10 protein-coding genes and 4 pseudogenes are annotated in these 15680 nt (G+C 70.1%); 6 read left to right on the top strand and 8 right to left on the bottom strand.

The genetic code is table 11. From position 1 onward, the window contains the following. Positions 1–12 precede the first annotated feature (12 nt). Positions 13–1620 (top strand): Na+/H+ antiporter, encoded by a 1608-nt coding sequence (locus tag RV986_RS05710; protein ID WP_475916333.1) that lies wholly within the window; start codon positions 13–15, stop codon positions 1618–1620. Between the two features lie 99 nt (positions 1621–1719). Here the strand turns inward: RV986_RS05710 and RV986_RS05715 are convergent, their stop codons facing one another. Next, on the bottom strand, positions 1720–2997 hold the full coding sequence (locus tag RV986_RS05715) for a hypothetical protein (RefSeq protein ID WP_475916334.1): 1278 nt from the start codon (positions 2995–2997) through the stop codon (positions 1720–1722). Between the two features lie 212 nt (positions 2998–3209). Between RV986_RS05715 and RV986_RS05720 the strand changes: the two are divergent. Beyond that, positions 3210–3389 (top strand): annotated as a pseudogene (locus RV986_RS05720) (helix-turn-helix domain-containing protein); the annotation flags it as partial. Positions 3390–3570: 181 nt separating this feature from the next. Here the strand turns inward: RV986_RS05720 and RV986_RS05725 are convergent. Together RV986_RS05725 and RV986_RS05730 are read right to left on the bottom strand one after the other, a co-directional pair. Then, entirely contained in the window at positions 3571–5553 is a 1983-nt protein-coding gene (locus tag RV986_RS05725) for a CASTOR/POLLUX-related putative ion channel (protein ID WP_475916335.1), read from the bottom strand. 248 nt (positions 5554–5801) lie between these two features. Then, positions 5802–7808, bottom strand: a complete 2007-nt coding sequence (locus RV986_RS05730; protein ID WP_475916336.1) for a flavin monoamine oxidase family protein — start codon at positions 7806–7808, stop codon at positions 5802–5804. Positions 7809–8052: 244 nt separating this feature from the next. Between RV986_RS05730 and RV986_RS05735 the strand changes: the two are divergent. Both RV986_RS05735 and RV986_RS05740 read left to right on the top strand, forming a co-directional pair. Then, positions 8053–8293, top strand: a pseudogene (locus RV986_RS05735) (GNAT family N-acetyltransferase); the annotation flags it as partial. Next, positions 8288–8919, top strand: a pseudogene (locus RV986_RS05740) (ABC transporter substrate-binding protein); the annotation flags it as partial. The pseudogenes RV986_RS05735 and RV986_RS05740, both read left to right, overlap by 6 nt. Positions 8920–8977: 58 nt before the next feature. Here the strand turns inward: RV986_RS05740 and RV986_RS05745 are convergent. Beyond that, positions 8978–11006, bottom strand: a pseudogene (locus RV986_RS05745) (lantibiotic dehydratase); the annotation flags it as partial. Positions 11007–11473: 467 nt separating this feature from the next. Next, positions 11474–11617 (bottom strand): FG-GAP repeat domain-containing protein, encoded by a 144-nt coding sequence (locus tag RV986_RS05750; RefSeq protein ID WP_475916337.1) that lies wholly within the window; start codon positions 11615–11617, stop codon positions 11474–11476. Positions 11618–12072: 455 nt separating this feature from the next. Here RV986_RS05750 and RV986_RS05755 point away from each other — a divergent pair, with 455 nt between their 5' ends. Further along, the gene (locus tag RV986_RS05755; RefSeq protein ID WP_475916338.1) at positions 12073–12270 is read left to right on the top strand and encodes an SDR family oxidoreductase; all 198 of its coding nucleotides are present in this window, start codon (positions 12073–12075) and stop codon (positions 12268–12270) included. Between the two features lie 33 nt (positions 12271–12303). On the opposite strand, the gene RV986_RS05760 is transcribed toward RV986_RS05755, so the two are convergent. Continuing rightward, the gene (locus RV986_RS05760) at positions 12304–13044 is read right to left on the bottom strand and encodes a GntR family transcriptional regulator (RefSeq protein ID WP_475916339.1); all 741 of its coding nucleotides are present in this window, start codon (positions 13042–13044) and stop codon (positions 12304–12306) included. Between the two features lie 180 nt (positions 13045–13224). Between RV986_RS05760 and RV986_RS05765 the strand changes: the two genes are divergently transcribed. Further along, positions 13225–14190, top strand: coding sequence for an alpha/beta fold hydrolase (locus RV986_RS05765; protein WP_475916340.1), 966 nt, complete (start codon positions 13225–13227; stop codon positions 14188–14190). Positions 14191–14224: 34 nt separating this feature from the next. Here RV986_RS05765 and RV986_RS05770 read toward each other — a convergent pair whose 3' ends face one another. After that, positions 14225–14716, bottom strand: coding sequence for a carboxymuconolactone decarboxylase family protein (locus RV986_RS05770; protein ID WP_475916341.1), 492 nt, complete (start codon positions 14714–14716; stop codon positions 14225–14227). A gap of 68 nt (positions 14717–14784) precedes the next feature. Continuing rightward, a complete protein-coding gene (locus tag RV986_RS05775; protein ID WP_475916342.1) occupies positions 14785–15663 on the bottom strand; it encodes a carboxylesterase family protein in 879 nt (292 codons plus the stop codon). Positions 15664–15680 lie beyond the last annotated feature (17 nt).

Genomic DNA, 15680 nt, shown 5'->3' on the forward strand with positions numbered 1-15680 from the left:
AGGAGAGCCCGCATGCGGGGCCTGGAAGTCATCGCGGTCATTCTCGCGGCCGTGCTGGCCATGACGTGGCTGGCCCGCCGCCTGCGCTGGAACGAGCCGGTCCTGCTGGTGGCGGGTGGCTGCCTGATCGGTCTCACCCCCGAGTTCCGCACGCTGGTCCTGCCGCCCCCGGTCGTTCTGCTGCTCTTCCTGCCACCCCTGCTCCACTGGGAGTCGCTGACCACCTCGCTCCGCGAGATCCGGACGAATCTGCGCGGAATCGTGCTGCTCTCAACCGGCCTGGTGCTGGCCACCGCCGCCGCCGTGGCCGGGGTGGGGCACGCGCTGGGCCTCTCCTGGCCGCTCGCCTTCGTCCTGGGCGCCGTCGTCGCACCCACCGACGCCATCGCCGTGCAGGCGGTCGCCCGGCTCCTGCCCCGCCGGATCCAGACCGTCCTCCGGGCGGAGAGCCTGATCAACGACGGCACCGCACTTGCCCTCTACGCGGTGGTCGTCGGGGTCGCCGTTCAGGGACAGGCCGTCACCTGGTCGGGCACCGCCGCACGCTTTCTGTCGGCCTACGCGGGCGGTGTCGCGATCGGCGCCGCCTGCGCCGGCGTCGTGGTGGCACTGCACAGGCGGTTGCGTGACCGTGTGCTGGAAAGCGCCCTGGCCGTGCTCACGCCGTTCGCCACCTACCTGCCCGCGCAAGTGCTGGGCGTCTCCGGCGTCCTCGCGGTGGTCACCTGCGGTCTCGTCCTCAGCCAGGCAGGCCCCAAGGTGATCAGCGCGGGCGCCAGAGTGCAGATCACCGGCTTCTGGGAAGTGGGCACCTTCATCCTCAACAGTGCCCTGTTCGTCCTGGTCGGCATCCAGACACCCGCCATCGTGAGCGCCATCGGCTCCGTCTCCCTGGGACACGCCGTGGTCACCGCGTCGCTGGTAGGCGGCGTGGTGATCGCCACGCGCCTGCTGTGGCTGTACTCGGTGCCCTACCTGCTCCGCGCCGTCGACCGCCGCCCGGTCCAGCGCACGCTGCGCTCCGGGGCCCGGGAAAGATTCCCCGTCGCCTGGAGCGGGGTGCGCGGGGCCGTGTCGCTGGCGGCCGCCCTCGGTGTCCCGACCACCACGGCCGCGGGCCGGCCGCTTGAGGGACATGGCCTGCTGGTCTTCACCGCCGTGGCCGTCATCCTGGTCACGCTGGTCGTCCAGGGCACGACCATGCCCGCGGTGATCCGCTGGGCCGGACCGCGCGGCGATCCCGACGAGACCACCGAGGAACGCCGCGCCCATCACCAGATCGTCACAGCCGCGCTGGAAGCCCTTCCCGACTACGCCGACCGCCTGGATACGCCGCCGGAGACCACCGACGCCATCCGCAGCGAACTGCGCCAGTACGCCGCCGAGGACGCGGGACCGCCCGACACCGGGCCCGCCGTGCGGACCGGGCTCGAACTGCGCCGCACCCTGATCGGCGTCAAACGCAGCGCCCTGATCCGGCTGCGCGACCAGCGCGTCATCGACGACATCGTCCTGCGCCGACTGCAGTCGGTCCTGGACAGCGAGGAAATCAGGATCGAGCTGGCCCTGCGTGCCTTCACCGGCCGGCCGCCGGGTCAAGGCCCCACTACTGGTAGGTAACCCCGGCTATTGGATGTTGCGGAATAGGGGCCGGTCTTCCTCAGCCTGGCGCAAGCTGCTCGTGCGCACGAGTCTGATGCGGACGTCGGCTGACTCGCGTTAGTTGGCCTCCCCCAGGTATCTCAGGGCTTGGCAGAAGTCATCAAGGGCGGACCCGAACTCGCCAGCGGCGGTGTGGAAGGTCGATCGGTCTATCAGGACCTGGGCCAGTGTTGGGATTCCGTCTGCTGGGTGGTGCTGGGACAGCTGGCGGGCCAGGCCCACTCCGTCATCGAACAGGGAGCGCACTCGCTCCGCGAACTGGGTGTGGTGTTCCCAATAGACAGCGGAGCGGACGGTGAGGACCCGGTGCAGCCGGACCAGTTCGGCCAGGTGTTGGTCCGGATCTTCAGCGGCTCGCGAAGCAAGCGTGTCCACCTCTTCGCGCAGAGTGATACGGCTGTCGAAGTAGCGCCGCTGGGCATCGGGGGACCACTGCATGGGCGTCGTCCCCGAAGGCGGACGCGGTCCACTGGACGTCAGCCGCTCGCTGTCGGCGCCGGAGAAGGACAGCAGAACCGCCCAATAGGATGCCTGATAGCCACTCCAGGTCTTGCGCTCGCCGGTGGCGGCCAACTCCGTCAGCAAGGCGAGTGCCTCTTGCCGTACGGCCGCCTGCTCGCCTCGGCCGCAGGTGTCGAGCATCTGTGCGTACCCGATCAGCGAGTAGAGATGGCAGGCCATCGGGCCGCGGTCGTTCGCGGCCTCGACCGCTTCCATGCTGACGAGTGTCTCGAACGCGGCGAGTGCTTCGCTGGACCGGCCGGCGTCATGGAGAGTGGCGATCCACTCCAGGAGTGACCAGGCGAGCGCCCCCTCGCCGGGCCCGTTGGGCAGGATCGCCGCGACCCACTCGGTCAGGGCATCGGCAGCCTCGGCATAGCGGCCTTCCTCGGAGAGACCGGCAGCCCAGTCACGCAGACCCCTGACCGCGGGGTCTCCGGATAGTTCGGCCTGCGCACGGCCGATGGCGAGCATCTCGGCGCGCATGGCGAGCCCTTCGGCGCGTCGGCCCAGGGCGTACAGCGCTCTCTGGCACGTGTCGAGTGCCCCGTACAGAAGATCCGCACGGGCAGGTTCGGCCGGATCGATGGCCCGCGCCGCGGCCACCGCCTCCTCGCGCAGCGCGAGACAGGCTGCATGCCGTTCGCCGGAGCCGGAGTCGTAACTCAGGCGTTGCAGGGCTTCGACCAGGCGGGGCAGGTAGGAGGCGGGGCTGACCTGGGCGAGCACCCGGTAGGCGCCGACTTCCTCACGTGGAGTGCGGCGTCCCGACGCGAGCAGTACATTCCGCGCCCGCACAATGTCGTCCTCATCGACTTTCCCCGAATGATTCATAACGGAGATTCTGGGTGTCTCAGAGAGGGCCCAACAAGCCTGGTGACCTGTGCCGTTCGTCCTACGCAAATACTTTCTGACCTGTCATGATGGGTGTGTCATCACTTCCCTGGCTTTGTAGGTGGGATCTGGGCTCTGGCAAGATTTTCGTAGCCGGAGATCATCTTGGTGCGGTGGTCGATCAGCGCGTGTAGCGGGCTGAACCGCCCCGCCAGCGTCTGGAACGTGCCTGCCGTGACCTCACAGAGCCCGCCATGCGCACCATGCCTATTCACGCCATCGCCACGCGCTGGGGCTTCGCTCGCGCCGCCGACTTCACTCGTGCCTTCCGCACCACCCACGGCGTACCGCCCCGTGCCTACCGGCACAAGGCTTACTGGACTCCCGAGTAGACGCATCGCCAAGCCAACCGAGGATGCACCGCTAACGACACTCTCGGGTTCGCCGGGCAGTCTGACCGCGATACAGACCCTTGGCGGGCCCGGGCGGACTTGCCGGTCGCGAGGGACGGAAGGCGTCCGCCAGGGCCCTTGCCAGATGACGATACGACTCGAAGGCGGTACGGACGTCGATCTACGGCGCCGGGGGAATACGCGGGCCCGCCAGGCGGCCGGCCTCGGTGGCCGAGTTGGGGGCAAGCTCCGCCGTCGGGAGCGGGGGTTGGTTTTCCGCGACCACGATCACGCAGTCGCCGTCGCCGAGCTGGATCCGTTCGCGCTTGTCCGGGTTGATGTGGACGCCGTACGCCGGGCCCGTCGCCGCCCCGGAGGCCAGGCGGTAACCAATGGCGCAGTGGCGGCGACGGCGGGCCGATTCGACGACCGTGGCGAAGGTGACCTCGTGCCCTGAACGGACGTAGTCGGTTGCGGGTTTGAGGTGGATCCCGTTGCCGTGGGCGGTGAAGAGGTCATCGAACAGCGTGGCCAGGTGCCGGTTTTCGGCGATCTGGGTCATGAGAAGGCTGATCAGGCGGCCGCTGACGATGAAGTCGGCGCCGTCTCGCACCGGGGCGAGCAGACGGTTCCGGTCGTCCTGCATCTCGGTGACGAGGGGCAGTTCACCTCCTGTGGCCTGTTCCAAGGCGCGCAGATGCAGGAGCGTGACCAGCGTCCGGTCGTCCGGGCCGACGGCTTCCGTGGGGCCGGGACCGTCGTAGCCGAGGATGATCACCGCATCATACGAGGGGATGTCAAGGTCGTGGAGGATCCGCGGCTCAGTGGTGTCGCCGTTGTGGAGGCTGATGTCGAGGTGGCGCGTCCGCGCACCGCAGTCCTGCACCGTCTGCGCGGTCGACTCGGACTCCGGGGACACGATGTCGAGGCGGGAGCCTTTTGACACGTAGGCGTCGAGCTGGGTGACAATCATGGAGGCCCGCCGGTTCCATCCCAGCATGAGCAGCCGGGCGGTGGACGGCTGCCGGGCGAGCGCGGTGGCGATGACGTTCTCGTCGACGGGCAGGGGGCCGTCGGCGCGGAACGCGGTGTCGTCGTCCTCGGTGATCAGGACGAGCCGGTCGTCGGCTGCGATCGGCGTCTCCATCGGAGGGTTGAGCTCGACGGTGTCGTCAGGGTGCAGGAGCCCGACGACCGAACTCGTGGCGTACGCGAGCAGCGCCTCGCCGAAGGGGCGGTCGACGAGGGCAGGTTCGGCCACGGTGTAGAACTCGTTGCCGGCGAAGTCGAGCAACTCCTGGTACACCAAAGACAGGCCGGGCTGGCGTGAGGTCTGCACGATGAGCCGGGCCGTGATGTCGTCGATGTTGAGGACTCGGCCGCCGCGTCCGGCGGCCAGTGAGGCGGCTGCGTGGTGACGGGTGTCGCGGACCGCGGCCACCACCGTGGTCGAGCCCCGGTCGGGCACCGCCGCATCGAGGGCCAGCAGCGTCTTGATCACCAGGGCGTCCCCGCCCTCGCCGCCGGGCGAGAGGATCAGTACGGCCCGCGCGGTGTGCGGACTGACCCGGGCGAGCTCGGCCGGGTCGGTGACAGACCCGTTGCGGCAGATGATCCGGGTGGTGTCCCTCCTGCCGACCTGGGTGTTGATCTGGTCCTCCATCTCCGGTTTGTCCATATCGGAGAGGACGGCCACGACAGCCCCGCGCCGGTTGGCATTGGCGGCCACCAGTTCCGAGATGATCGGGAAAACCTGGTCCGACCAGCCCAGCAGCACGGTGTGCCGCTCCTCGAGGACCATCGAGCGGCCGAGCCGCAACGCCATGATCCGCTCACTCATCCCGGTTGTGATCAGACCGACGAGAGCCGACACGAACAGCAGGGCCACCAGGGCGAGCAGCACAGAGAGCAGGACGTAGGCGGGAGAGCCCACCTCGCCGCCGATCTTGAGTGTTTGGCCGACGGTCTTCCACACCGCGGTGAGCCGGCCGGAGGCGGTGGTGGGGGAGTGCCGGTCCGCCCACACCAGCCCCGCACTCGCCGGAATCACGACGACGAGGCACACCAGAGCCAGCCAGCCGATGAGCGCCGGTGTGCCACGTGCGACGACGCTGTCGAACCAGTACCGCACACGCCCCCTAACAGCCACCATGTGCTTCGCCACACCCATCTCCCAGAATGACGAACGCGGGGACGGTCGACAGGAACCCCGGCCGTTGCCCGCGGAGGGGCGAGGGCCGGGAATTCACTGTTGGTGCGCCCGCTGTTGACCGAGCCGGGGCGGGAGACGCCACCGGCACGAGATCGATTACCCGTCCGCCGTCGTGCCGACGCGGTGGGCAGCCGCGCCTCACCTCTACGCATGACGGTTCGACCACACCTGCTACTGCATGCCCCCGCGCGGCGGTGGCGTCAGGCCCGCTGCACTTCCAGGGCGGCGCGGACCGCGGACTCCAGCGCGCCCTCGATCCACGCGGGTTTGATGGATGTGTGGTCGCCGGCGAAATGAAGGGGGCCCTCGACGTGGCGGATCGTCTGCACCAACTCGGTGTGCTGGCCGGGCAGGAGCACCGACGCCTCCCCGTAGGCATACGGGTCGCGCAGCCAGCTCTGGGTACGGCCGACCCCTGTGTAGAAGACCTCGATGCGCTGCCCGTAGACCTGTTGCAGGCCCCCGAGGGCGTACGGGTAGCGCGCGTCGTCGTCCAGGGAGTCCCAGCGCTGGGCGTCGTCCGCCCAGCTGTACGAGGCCAGCACGACGCCACCGTCGCTGCCGGGGACGGGGTGCGAGGGATTGAACATGAAGCGGTTGGGATTGTCGGAGACGGACCCGCCGCCGATGACGGCGGCCGCCTCCGGCTGCTCGCGTGACGTCCAGCGATGAGCGGCGAAGTGGACCCGCTGGGCGTCGGAGATGTGGCCGGCGGGAACGGACGGATGCGCGCCGAGCAGGCTGCCGTCCGCCGCCGCAGTGCCACGGCGATAGTCGTCGTAGAGCCCAGTGCGTACCGCGTTCAGTTCTCGTTTCCAGTCGTCCTCGCCGAACTCCCACCAGCGGCGGCTGAACTCGAGCAGGACCTTGGTGGCACTGTCGTAGTGGAGTTCGGTGACGGCGCGGCGCTTGGTGTACGACATCATCGGGTTGACCTGAACGTGCCGCAGCCCGGAGAACGGCACCGTGACGACGGCGAAGTCGGCGGTGAACTGCTCGCGCACCACCTTGCCGTCGCGCCCTTCGGAGACGGTGTCGACCCAGACGTGGGGGCCTTCACCGCGTACGTGCCGCGTCTGACCGGGGCGGTCGGGGTCCCAGTACTCGATGTGGGTCACCCGGCGGTCGAAGCGGACCTGGTCGCGCACCTTGTCGAGCAGGGCGTCCGCAAGGACGGCCGTTCCCCCTTCGAGTTCCCAGAAAGCGGTGTCGGGGCTGATCAGGGACGAACCCATGAAGCTGTGGAGGAAGGACAGCGGCTGACGGGAGGTGAGGTTTTCGAGAGTGCCGATGAGGTCGACGGTGCGTTCGTCGAACTTCGCGTGCTCGGTCAGGAAGCGGTACATCGACCAGTCGCCGAACCGCTGGATGACGCGTGCCCAGCCCCGCACGCACTCCGGCAGCGGCTTGTTGACCCGTTTCCCGTCAGGGCCGACCGTGCTGAACTCGTCGCGGACCGGGTCCAGCGCCCGGCGCAGGATCGTCGCGGCGGGTGTGTCCCAGTGAGTGCGCGGCACGCCGAACGACCGGTTCATCCTGCGCGGGTTTTTGGCGTAGTCGGCCTTGCGCATCCGTAAACCGTTGACGTGGATCCAGGTGCGGTTGGCCGGATGGCCGTCCCGATCCACGTCCACGTAGTGGAACAGGCGCCGCTTCAGGCCGAGTTTGTCGATGAGTCCGATGACGAGGGGGTGACTGCCGGGGATGCGCATGGCTCCGGCTTCGGCGTACAGCTGGGGATCGGCGAAGGGCTGGGCCGCCTTCTCGTGGCCGCCGGTGCGGAAGGTCTTGATCCGGCCGCCTGCGCGGTTGCCGTTGGCCTCCAGGACGGTCACGTGGTGTCCGGCCTTCTTCAGCAGCCAGGCGGTGACCAGGCCGGCGGGGCCGGCTCCCAGCACCAGGACGCTCTTGGCGCCGGCGGTGCGGGCTCTGGGGAGGCCCCCTCCGTGGAGGATGTCGGCGTAGCGGGGTACCAGTGGACGGTCGGCGGCGTCCACGACCATGAGTGCGCGGGCGACTGCGAGGCAGGTGTCCCAGCCGGCGGTCTGTCCGGCGGTCTGTCCGGCGGATGGCCGCGCGGCGGCCGTCTGCGGAAGCGCCGCCGTGGCGAGCAGTCCGGTCGCGGCGGTGACGGTTCCGGCGGCCCGGGTGAAGCGGCGTCGGGACAGGGCGGAGGCAGGCTCGGCCACCTCGTGCTTCTCGTTCATGTGCTCCTGTTTAGAGGGGGCACAGGCGGGCCGGGGACATTGCGTGCAGTTTTCGCCCGTTAGAGATAAGAATCGTCAACGCGGTGACGGCGCGCGCTTCGAACGTGGCCGAGTAGATGCTTCTGGTGGAGTTCCCGACCTGTGTCTGCGTGCCGCAGACCGCCACCCTTGATGCAGCTATTGCGCAGGTGCAAAAATACTGCATCGAATCCGCCGCCCCGATGATCTGGACGGCGCACGTGCCATGTTGCTCGCCACCCTCCACCGCGACTTCGATACGGGTACGTCCCGCGCCGGCACCGCGACATCATCGACCTGCGCGCCGCCTATCTCGTACGCGCGCGGCACACCCTGGTCGCGGTCGGCGAGCGGGACGGCGCTGCCGTCGCGACGGCGGCGCTGGACTCCCGGGGTCCGGCCCCCCGAATCTGCGCCGCCTCGCCGAGCGCTACCCGTCGGGCGAGACGGCGCAGTTGCGACGGGTTCGCTCCCCATTCCCTCCCACCGAGAACTTCCCCCGCACGGTGCCCACGCCACCCTGCGGAGCCGGCTCGGCGTGACGGAGGAGCTGACCGGGCTGGACGCCAACGGCAGTGCGGCACCCGCGCTCGCCGAGTCCTGGAAGCGGGAGAGCGACAGGAGTTGGCTGTTCACGCTGCGCGAGGCGACCTTCCAGGACGGCACCGACGTCACCCCCTCCGCCGTTGCCGCCGCCCTGACCCATGCCTCGGGGGCGAAGCCCGTGCCGGCCGCGCTCTCGGGCGTCACGATCACGGCGAAAGCGGTGGGAGGCCAGCAGGTGAGGGTCAGCACCGCCGACCCCGATCCCGCGATGCCGCTGCGGCTGTCGAGTTCCGGCCTCGCGGTACTGTCCGCCAAGGCGTACGAGAAGAAGGACACCGTCAGTCCGGTCGGCGCCGCCACGGGCCCCCTCGAATTCACCAGGCCCACCGGCACCACCACGGCGACCCTCGACCGCTTCGATGATCACTGGAGCGGCAGGGCCCAAGTCTCTGATATCGACGCAAAGTTCATATCCGACGGCACTGCCCGTACGAACGCGCTGCGCACCGGCGACGTGGATATCGCCGAGACGGTTCCGGTCTCTCAGGACGTCGTGCCCCGCATGCACCGCTTTGTCACCCCGTGGCTCCCCCAGGACAGGCGGGCAACCGAGTCCGAACGTTGTCGAGGGCGATGCCCTGTGTGGGGCCCTGGCAGGTGCCGCCGGTAGGCGGCGAGCGCCGCGTCGCGATCGGCCCACGCCGACACGATGGCCGCTCCTCCTGGGGCGCCGCGCAATGCCGCCCAGTCGTTGCCTGGGTCAGCGAGGCGTACGGCGTCGGTGAACTGCGGGCGCGGTACAGGCGCGGGGGCTGTGGGCGGGATGTGGTCGATGAGCCAGCGCATTCCGGCATGGGTGCTGCCGAGGAACGCGGAGGCGATAGAGACGGTGTGGGCGGCCACCAGCGTGCGTTCCTGTGGGCGTCGCGGCTGGAAGAGCTGGGCCAGGATGGCGTGCGAGTCCGCCCGGAACACTTCCTCGGCCGCGTCCCATGCGGCGCCTGAGCCCCAGCGGCCCATCTCCCGGTAGGAGGTGGGATAACGCAGGTCCGCCAGCAGGCTGGCGCCGCGCAGCTCGTCGGCCCACGCGCTCACTGTTCGGGGGGTCTCGGCGAATGCCTCCGGGGTGGGGAGGGCGATGCGCAGGCGCAGGTGGTGCTCAGGGTCGCGGAAGCGGATGAACCACCAGGGCGGGTCACCGAGCCGTTCGAGGAGATCGGGCAGGTGGCGGGAGAGCAGGGTGTCCTGGCGGCGAGCGTCTCCGTACAGGGTGGCCAGTAGCACACACGAGGCGGCCGGGGTCTGCATCTGGGCCGTGGAGAGGGCTCGGGCCGGGGTGGGGGCGGGCAGCGTCGGCCACGCCGGCGGCCGGCTCGCCTTGAGCGGCACTACTACCTCGTGGGCGCGACCGTCGCACCAGCCGAACGCCTCCGGTTCCGCGGCCTCGACGAGCACGGCCAGGCCCACTCGGTCGAAGTGGTGGCGCAGCAGCGTGCGGTGGCCGGCCTGGTCGAGGTCGAGGAGGAGGCGCCGGTCGTCCTCCACGAGGTAGACCCGCCGAGATAGCCGCCGCCGGTCCCGCCAGTCGGCGAGGGCGGCGTCCCATTCGGCCCGAGGGCATGCGCGGCCAGGCAGCTCGGGCGCCTCCAGCCGCCAGCGGGCCGGGGCGAGCACCGTGCGCCCGCAGCGCAGGCGCGGCAGGAACGGCATCGCCGCTGCGGCGCCCCAGTCGAACGCGGTGACCTGCGCGCATTGAGCGCGGGACAACTCGGTGAGGAATCGCACCAGCGGCGGAGTGTGCGTGTGGAGGTTCAGCGCGTGCATCCCGACGGCCTCGATGCGCTGGCCGCGCTCGGGGGCGGCGAGGTACATGCGGCGGTCGTCGCAGCCCACCGCCAGGTCGTCAGGTGTCAGGACGTCGTCGTCGTGGGCTCGGTGTTCCTGGAGGCTGATCAGGGTGGGCAGGACTTGCGGGGCGCGCGTGACGTGGGTGCTCTCGGACAGGAGCGGCGGGAAGGAGAGCTGCGCGGGCACGGTGTTGCTGTCGGCGGTCGGAGGGTCAGCCAACTCGGCGGCCAGGACCTCCCGGTCGGCGGGGGCCAGGACGCTCAGGAACCGGCCTGTGGAGACTCCGGCGCCGCGAGACACGCTCACGACCTCCAGCCGGAAGCGCCCGCGCTGCAACTCGCGCACGCTGGTCGCGTGGACCCGTACCCCGACCTCCAGGTGCGGTGGCACGCGGGGTTCGTCGGGCCCTACGTCCAGGGCGTCGATCAACTCGTCGGTGAGGACCGCCTCGTCGCGGCCGTCGAGCGCGGCGGCCTGCGCCAGCCGTACGAGGGTGTCATCCCGAGCGGAGACGCGCGGCCGACGGGCGCCGGGTGGAGTGCCCGGGTAGCCGTCGGGGTAGCCGACGCCGCTGTCCGCGACGACTTCCTGGAGTGGCACCATCGTGCCGATGCCGTACCGCTCGTAGAACCGCTGGTGGTACGCGCCCCACGCCGCGGTGCCGTACGGGCGGGCGCTGACTCGGGTCAGGATCAGGGCCGCGCGCTCGATCTCGCGGGCTACCGCGTCCGGTAGTACGAGCTGCATGTCCAAGCGCAGGTCGAGTGCGACAGGGTGGCGGCTTAAGGGAGCTGCCTGAAGTGCTCCTCGGACTCGGGAGCCCTGAGGCATAGTGATCCCCAAAGAGCCCAGGCCCTAGGAAGGGTGACAGGACTGCCGGAGTCACTGACCGGCAGTCCGCACACAGTCCGCAAGACACCCGCTCAAGACCGTCGCACCCCATCGCCACCAATCGCCACCAATCGCCACCAATCGCCAAAAGACCAGGTCAGCGACCCGCAGGAAAGTTCCCCGCAGGGCACCTACCCGGCCCATTACGTCGAAGTCCGCGATGACGCCCGACGGTTCCCAATTCGCGGAGGACTTGTCATACGTCGTGAACGTGCCCGCCTTCATCGTGGCGCCGCCGCGCAGGAACTACGCGGTCTGCGTCATACGGCCGTTCTTCTCGCCTTGACCAAGGACATACAGGTCAGTGGTCTTGTCCTTGGTGACCTTCCCGGCGACGGGTCCGGTCGGCTGGAACACCTCGGTCACACTCCGGCTCGGCCGGTGTCCGGTGACCTTGCCGGTGGCGTGGCGCCGGACTTGGCGAAGCCGCCCCGGTAGACGTACACGGTGTCGAGGTTGGTGACCGCCAGGTCCGGCTTGCCGTCGCCGTTGAAGTCACCGGCCACGAGGGATCAGCCGAACTTCATTTCGGCGCGCGGCGACTTGAGGGGCAGCCGGGTCGCGCTGGACGAAAGGCCGGACTTGGATCCCCACACGATGGTCACGGCGCCCTGCGCGCGACCCGCTTGCCCACCTTCTCGGTCTTGTCAGCGACGGCGAGGTCGGCGTATCCGTCCGGAGCGCGGGTGGCTCCTGCAGGAGACGTCGGGAATGTTCAGCGCCGGCCGGGGCCCGTGGCCGCGCCAGACGCCGGCCCGTCCGCGTGACCATCGACCACCGCATCATCGCCTCGCTGGAAGCGGTCAGAGTCTCGTACTCACGGCCAGACGGCGGGAGTTCTTCAAGCAGGCGAACGTGCGCTCTGCCACCCAGCGTCTCGGGAGGACCACGGACCATCCATGTCGTCGGTGCGTTGACGATCTGCAGGGTCAGAGCGAGGCTGTGCCGGCACCAAGCGAGCATGGTCCGTACGCCCGCCACCGAGTCGGCCGGGGCCCACGAGGGTGCGGCCCGCGAGGCGCTGCTCGCCCGGATTCCCCTCGGGCGGGTGGGGACGCCTGAGGACATCGCCTGGTGCGCGGTCTATCTGGCGTCGGACGAGTCGGCGTGGGTGACGGGCGGCAACTTCCCGGTCGACGGCGGAGTGCTCGCCAAGTGACCACGCCGATGAGCATGGCGCGGACCGAGCGGGTCAGGACGCCGCGCGCCGCCTGCGCACAGGCTTGCGGCTGCGGGCCGCGTCCTGCTCCAGCTGTTCCTCCACCGCCCGCAACGCGCGCACCGTCGCCCCCGCGATCAGCGCCGACGCCAGCTCCCCGTCACGCTCCTCACAGGCCTGCAACAGCCGTTCCTGGTCGTCGACGCTGTAGGCGAGGCGGCCGACGCGGGTCAGGCTCAGGTGGCGCAGCATCAGCGTGCGCAGGGCGAGCGAGGCGAGGATCTGCTTCAGCGTGGCGTTGCCGACGATCTCGGTCATGCGCTCCTGGAGCAGCACATGGCTCCAGAAGTACGCGTCCACGTCACCGTCGTCGGCCAGCTTCCGCATCCGCCCGACCCTGGTGCGCAGTTCGGCCAGCTCCTCGTCGGTGGCGCGCTCGACCAGCAGGCCCGCGAGCATCGCCAGGAGGTTCTTGTGCACCTGGTAGATGTCCCGGATGTCCTGCAGGGAGGGCGCGGCGACCCGGGGCCGGCGGCGCGCCTTCATCTCGACCAGGCCCTCCTGTTCGAGGAGCATCAGCGCCTCGCGGACGGGCGTACGGCTGGTGTCGAACCGGCGTGACAGCTCCACGCTGTTGAGGTCCTGCCCGGGCTCCAGCCGCCCCTCGATGATGCCGGCACCGACCCATTCGGCGACCTGCGCGACCAACGGTTCACGCCGGTCCCGCAGCCGCAGGAGGCGCTCCAACACGAAGTGCGTGTCCTGATCGGTCATGCGGCGATTCTCCCTGCCTGCTCCAGGCTCACAGCCGATTCCATGGTGTCGACACTATCTCATCCGCTGATGGGTTCCTGCGGGGATCCTGCGGGGAATTCGGCGCGGGCTGTCGACAGGGTGGGGGGTCGGTCGGTGGGCCGGGCGGAACCGAAAAGAAGCCAGAAAATCCCAGGAGGAATGATGCACCGAGACCGCACGTCCCCGACAACTGCCGCCCTCAGCAGACGAACGCTGGTGGGCGGCGCCGCCTTCGCCGCGCTCGCAGTCGCCGGCCCCGCTCGGGGCACAGCCGAGGCCACGTCCCACGGCGAGGTGTGGTGGGAGCCCGCGCCCGTACCCCAGCAGGTGCCGGTCACCGAGTACCAGGTACCCGTCTCCGGAGGCGGAAGCCTGTGGTGCTGGGACACCGGCGGCGACGGAGAGACCGTCGTCCTGTTGCACCCGGGGTCCGGCAGCGGCGAGAGCTGGCCGTACCAGCAGCCGGTGCTGGCAGACGGGGGCTTCCGCGTCGTCGGTTATTCGCGGCGCGGGGCGTACGGCTCGGTGGCGGGCACCAAGGCGGAGGCCGACACCGCTTCCGGGGACCTCGACACCCTGGCCGACCACCTGGGGTTGGACCGCTTCCATCTGTCCGGCTCGGCGGCGGGCGGCCCGGTCGCCATCGACTACGCCCTCTCCCACGGGGACCGGCTGCGCACCCTCACCGTCTCCGGCAGCGTCATGGGCGTCCGGGACCCGGAGTACCTGGAGCTCACCGCGGCACTGCAGCCCGACGCGTTCCATGATCTGCCCGTCGACTTCCAGGAGTTGGGGCTCTCGTACCGGGGCGGCGACCGGGACGGGGTGGCGGCCTGGCTGGTGATCAACTCCCGCGCCAGGACGTCCGACGCCTTCGCACAGTCCCTCGCGCAGGACATCACCTGGGCGGCGCTGGAGACGCTGACCGTGCCCGTCCAGCTCATCACCGGGGACGCCGACTTGTACAGTCCGCCATCGGTGATGCGACTCAACGCCGAACATCTCCGGAATGCGGAGACCCATGTCGTCCGCGAGGCGGGCCACAACCCGCACTGGGAGCAGCCCGCCGCGTGGAACCGTCTGCTGATCGCCTTTCTCAGGCGGCACAGGGGCCGCAAGCCCTGAACAGCCCCAGATCCTGAGCGGTTTCCTACGTCTTTCAGACGTCGAGGGCGACCAGGAAGCGGGAGACCATGTTGTACGCCGCCACGGTCGCCGTCAGCTCGACGAGCTCCACGTCGGTGAAGTCGGCGCGCAGTGCGTCGAACAGCGCCTTCGGGACATGGATGTCGCGGGTCATCGCGTCGGTGTACTCGATGACCCGCCGTCGGCGCTCGTCGAGCTCCGGTGACGTGCGGCGCAGCTCGCCCAGCTCGGCGTCACCGAGTCCGGCCCGTCGCGCCTCGGGTTCGTGCGCCGTCCACTCGTACCCGGCACGGTTGAGAACCGCGATCCGCAGGATTACCAACTCCCGGATGTCCGCGGGGAGTTCCATGCGGCTGCGGAGGGCGCCGAGCAGGCTGTTCCAACCGTCGGCGAGCTGCGGGCTGTGCAGCAGCATGCGGTCGAGGGGGCGCAGGGCTCCGCCCCGGCGTTCGCGGATGCGCCGGGCGATGTCACCCGCGCCCTCCGTCTCGGGGAGTCTGGCCACGCAGGGTCCTTTCGTGACGCGGGGCATTCTCACGGTCCTGGGTCACAGGGGCCGGGAGCGTATCGGGGTCACAGGGGCCGGGAGTGGCGGGCGAGCAACGCCAGCGCTTCGGGCCGCTCGACGGTGCCCGGCTCCACGGTGTCGCCGAAGGCCATCAACTCCGTACCGGTGAAGGCGAGCCACCGCGGCAGCGCTCCCCCGTTCGGGTCGCCCGTCGCGACGAAGCGCGCCCAGGCGTCGGCCATGGTGCGCGCCGGCCCGCGGTCCGCCTCGGTCCAGGGCCAGGCCCGCCGGTCCAGGTTGTCGAGGGCATAGGGGAGTTCGGCGGTGTGGTGGACGCCGTAGGTCGGCAGTCCGTCGCGCGGGGGCGCCAGGTCCAGATCCGCCGGCAGCGGAGGCACTCGCTCGAAGCGGTACATCCACGTCGGCGCCCTCCCGTGCTGGGCCATGGCCCAGTGCCACACGGGGTAGGTGAAGCGGCTCTCCCCGACGAACCGTCGTGCGGTGCGCCGGGCCTGGTCGGCGTCCCGCACGGGGTAGACGTCGTCGGTGCCGGGCTCCACCGGCAGGGTCCGCAGAGTGTCCAGGGACGCGTACACGGACCCCTCGTCGAGGTTGCTGCCCACCAGCAGCGGTACGGCGTGCTGCCGGCCCGCGTCGAAGACCGCGTCGCTGGGTTCGGTGAGGCGGCAGCCGTCCACGACCGGTCCGAAGTGGCCCTTCAGCACCAGCTCCACACCGCTGATCCGCCGCAGCCCGGTGATGTCGCGGTCGCCGAACTTCTCCGCCCAGCGCAGCCCTTGCTTCTGTGCGGCGGCCTGCTCGACGAGCGGCCCTTCGGCCCGTCCGACGCCCGACGCGCTCTGCCCGAGGGCCGCGCGGAAGAGAGGCCGGGCCGCCGTGGACGCCATGAGGTGGCAGATGTGGGTCCGGAGCGCTCCGGTCACAGCCGGACAGCAGGTCG

It is taken from the genome of Streptomyces sp. RLA012, from assembly GCF_056270325.1.

Bases quoted from the DNA above. Each gene is read 5' to 3' on its own strand.
- RV986_RS05710 (WP_475916333.1), top strand. From the start codon at position 13: ATGCGGGGCCTGGAAGTCATCGCGGTCATTCTCGCGGCCGTGCTGGCC.
- RV986_RS05715 (WP_475916334.1), bottom strand. From the start codon at position 2,997: ATGAATCATTCGGGGAAAGTCGATGAGGACGACATTGTGCGGGCGCGG.
- RV986_RS05730 (WP_475916336.1), bottom strand. From the start codon at position 7,808: ATGAACGAGAAGCACGAGGTGGCCGAGCCTGCCTCCGCCCTGTCCCGA.
- RV986_RS05755 (WP_475916338.1), top strand. From the start codon at position 12,073: ATGGTCCGTACGCCCGCCACCGAGTCGGCCGGGGCCCACGAGGGTGCG.
- RV986_RS05760 (WP_475916339.1), bottom strand. From the start codon at position 13,044: ATGACCGATCAGGACACGCACTTCGTGTTGGAGCGCCTCCTGCGGCTG.
- RV986_RS05765 (WP_475916340.1), top strand. From the start codon at position 13,225: ATGATGCACCGAGACCGCACGTCCCCGACAACTGCCGCCCTCAGCAGA.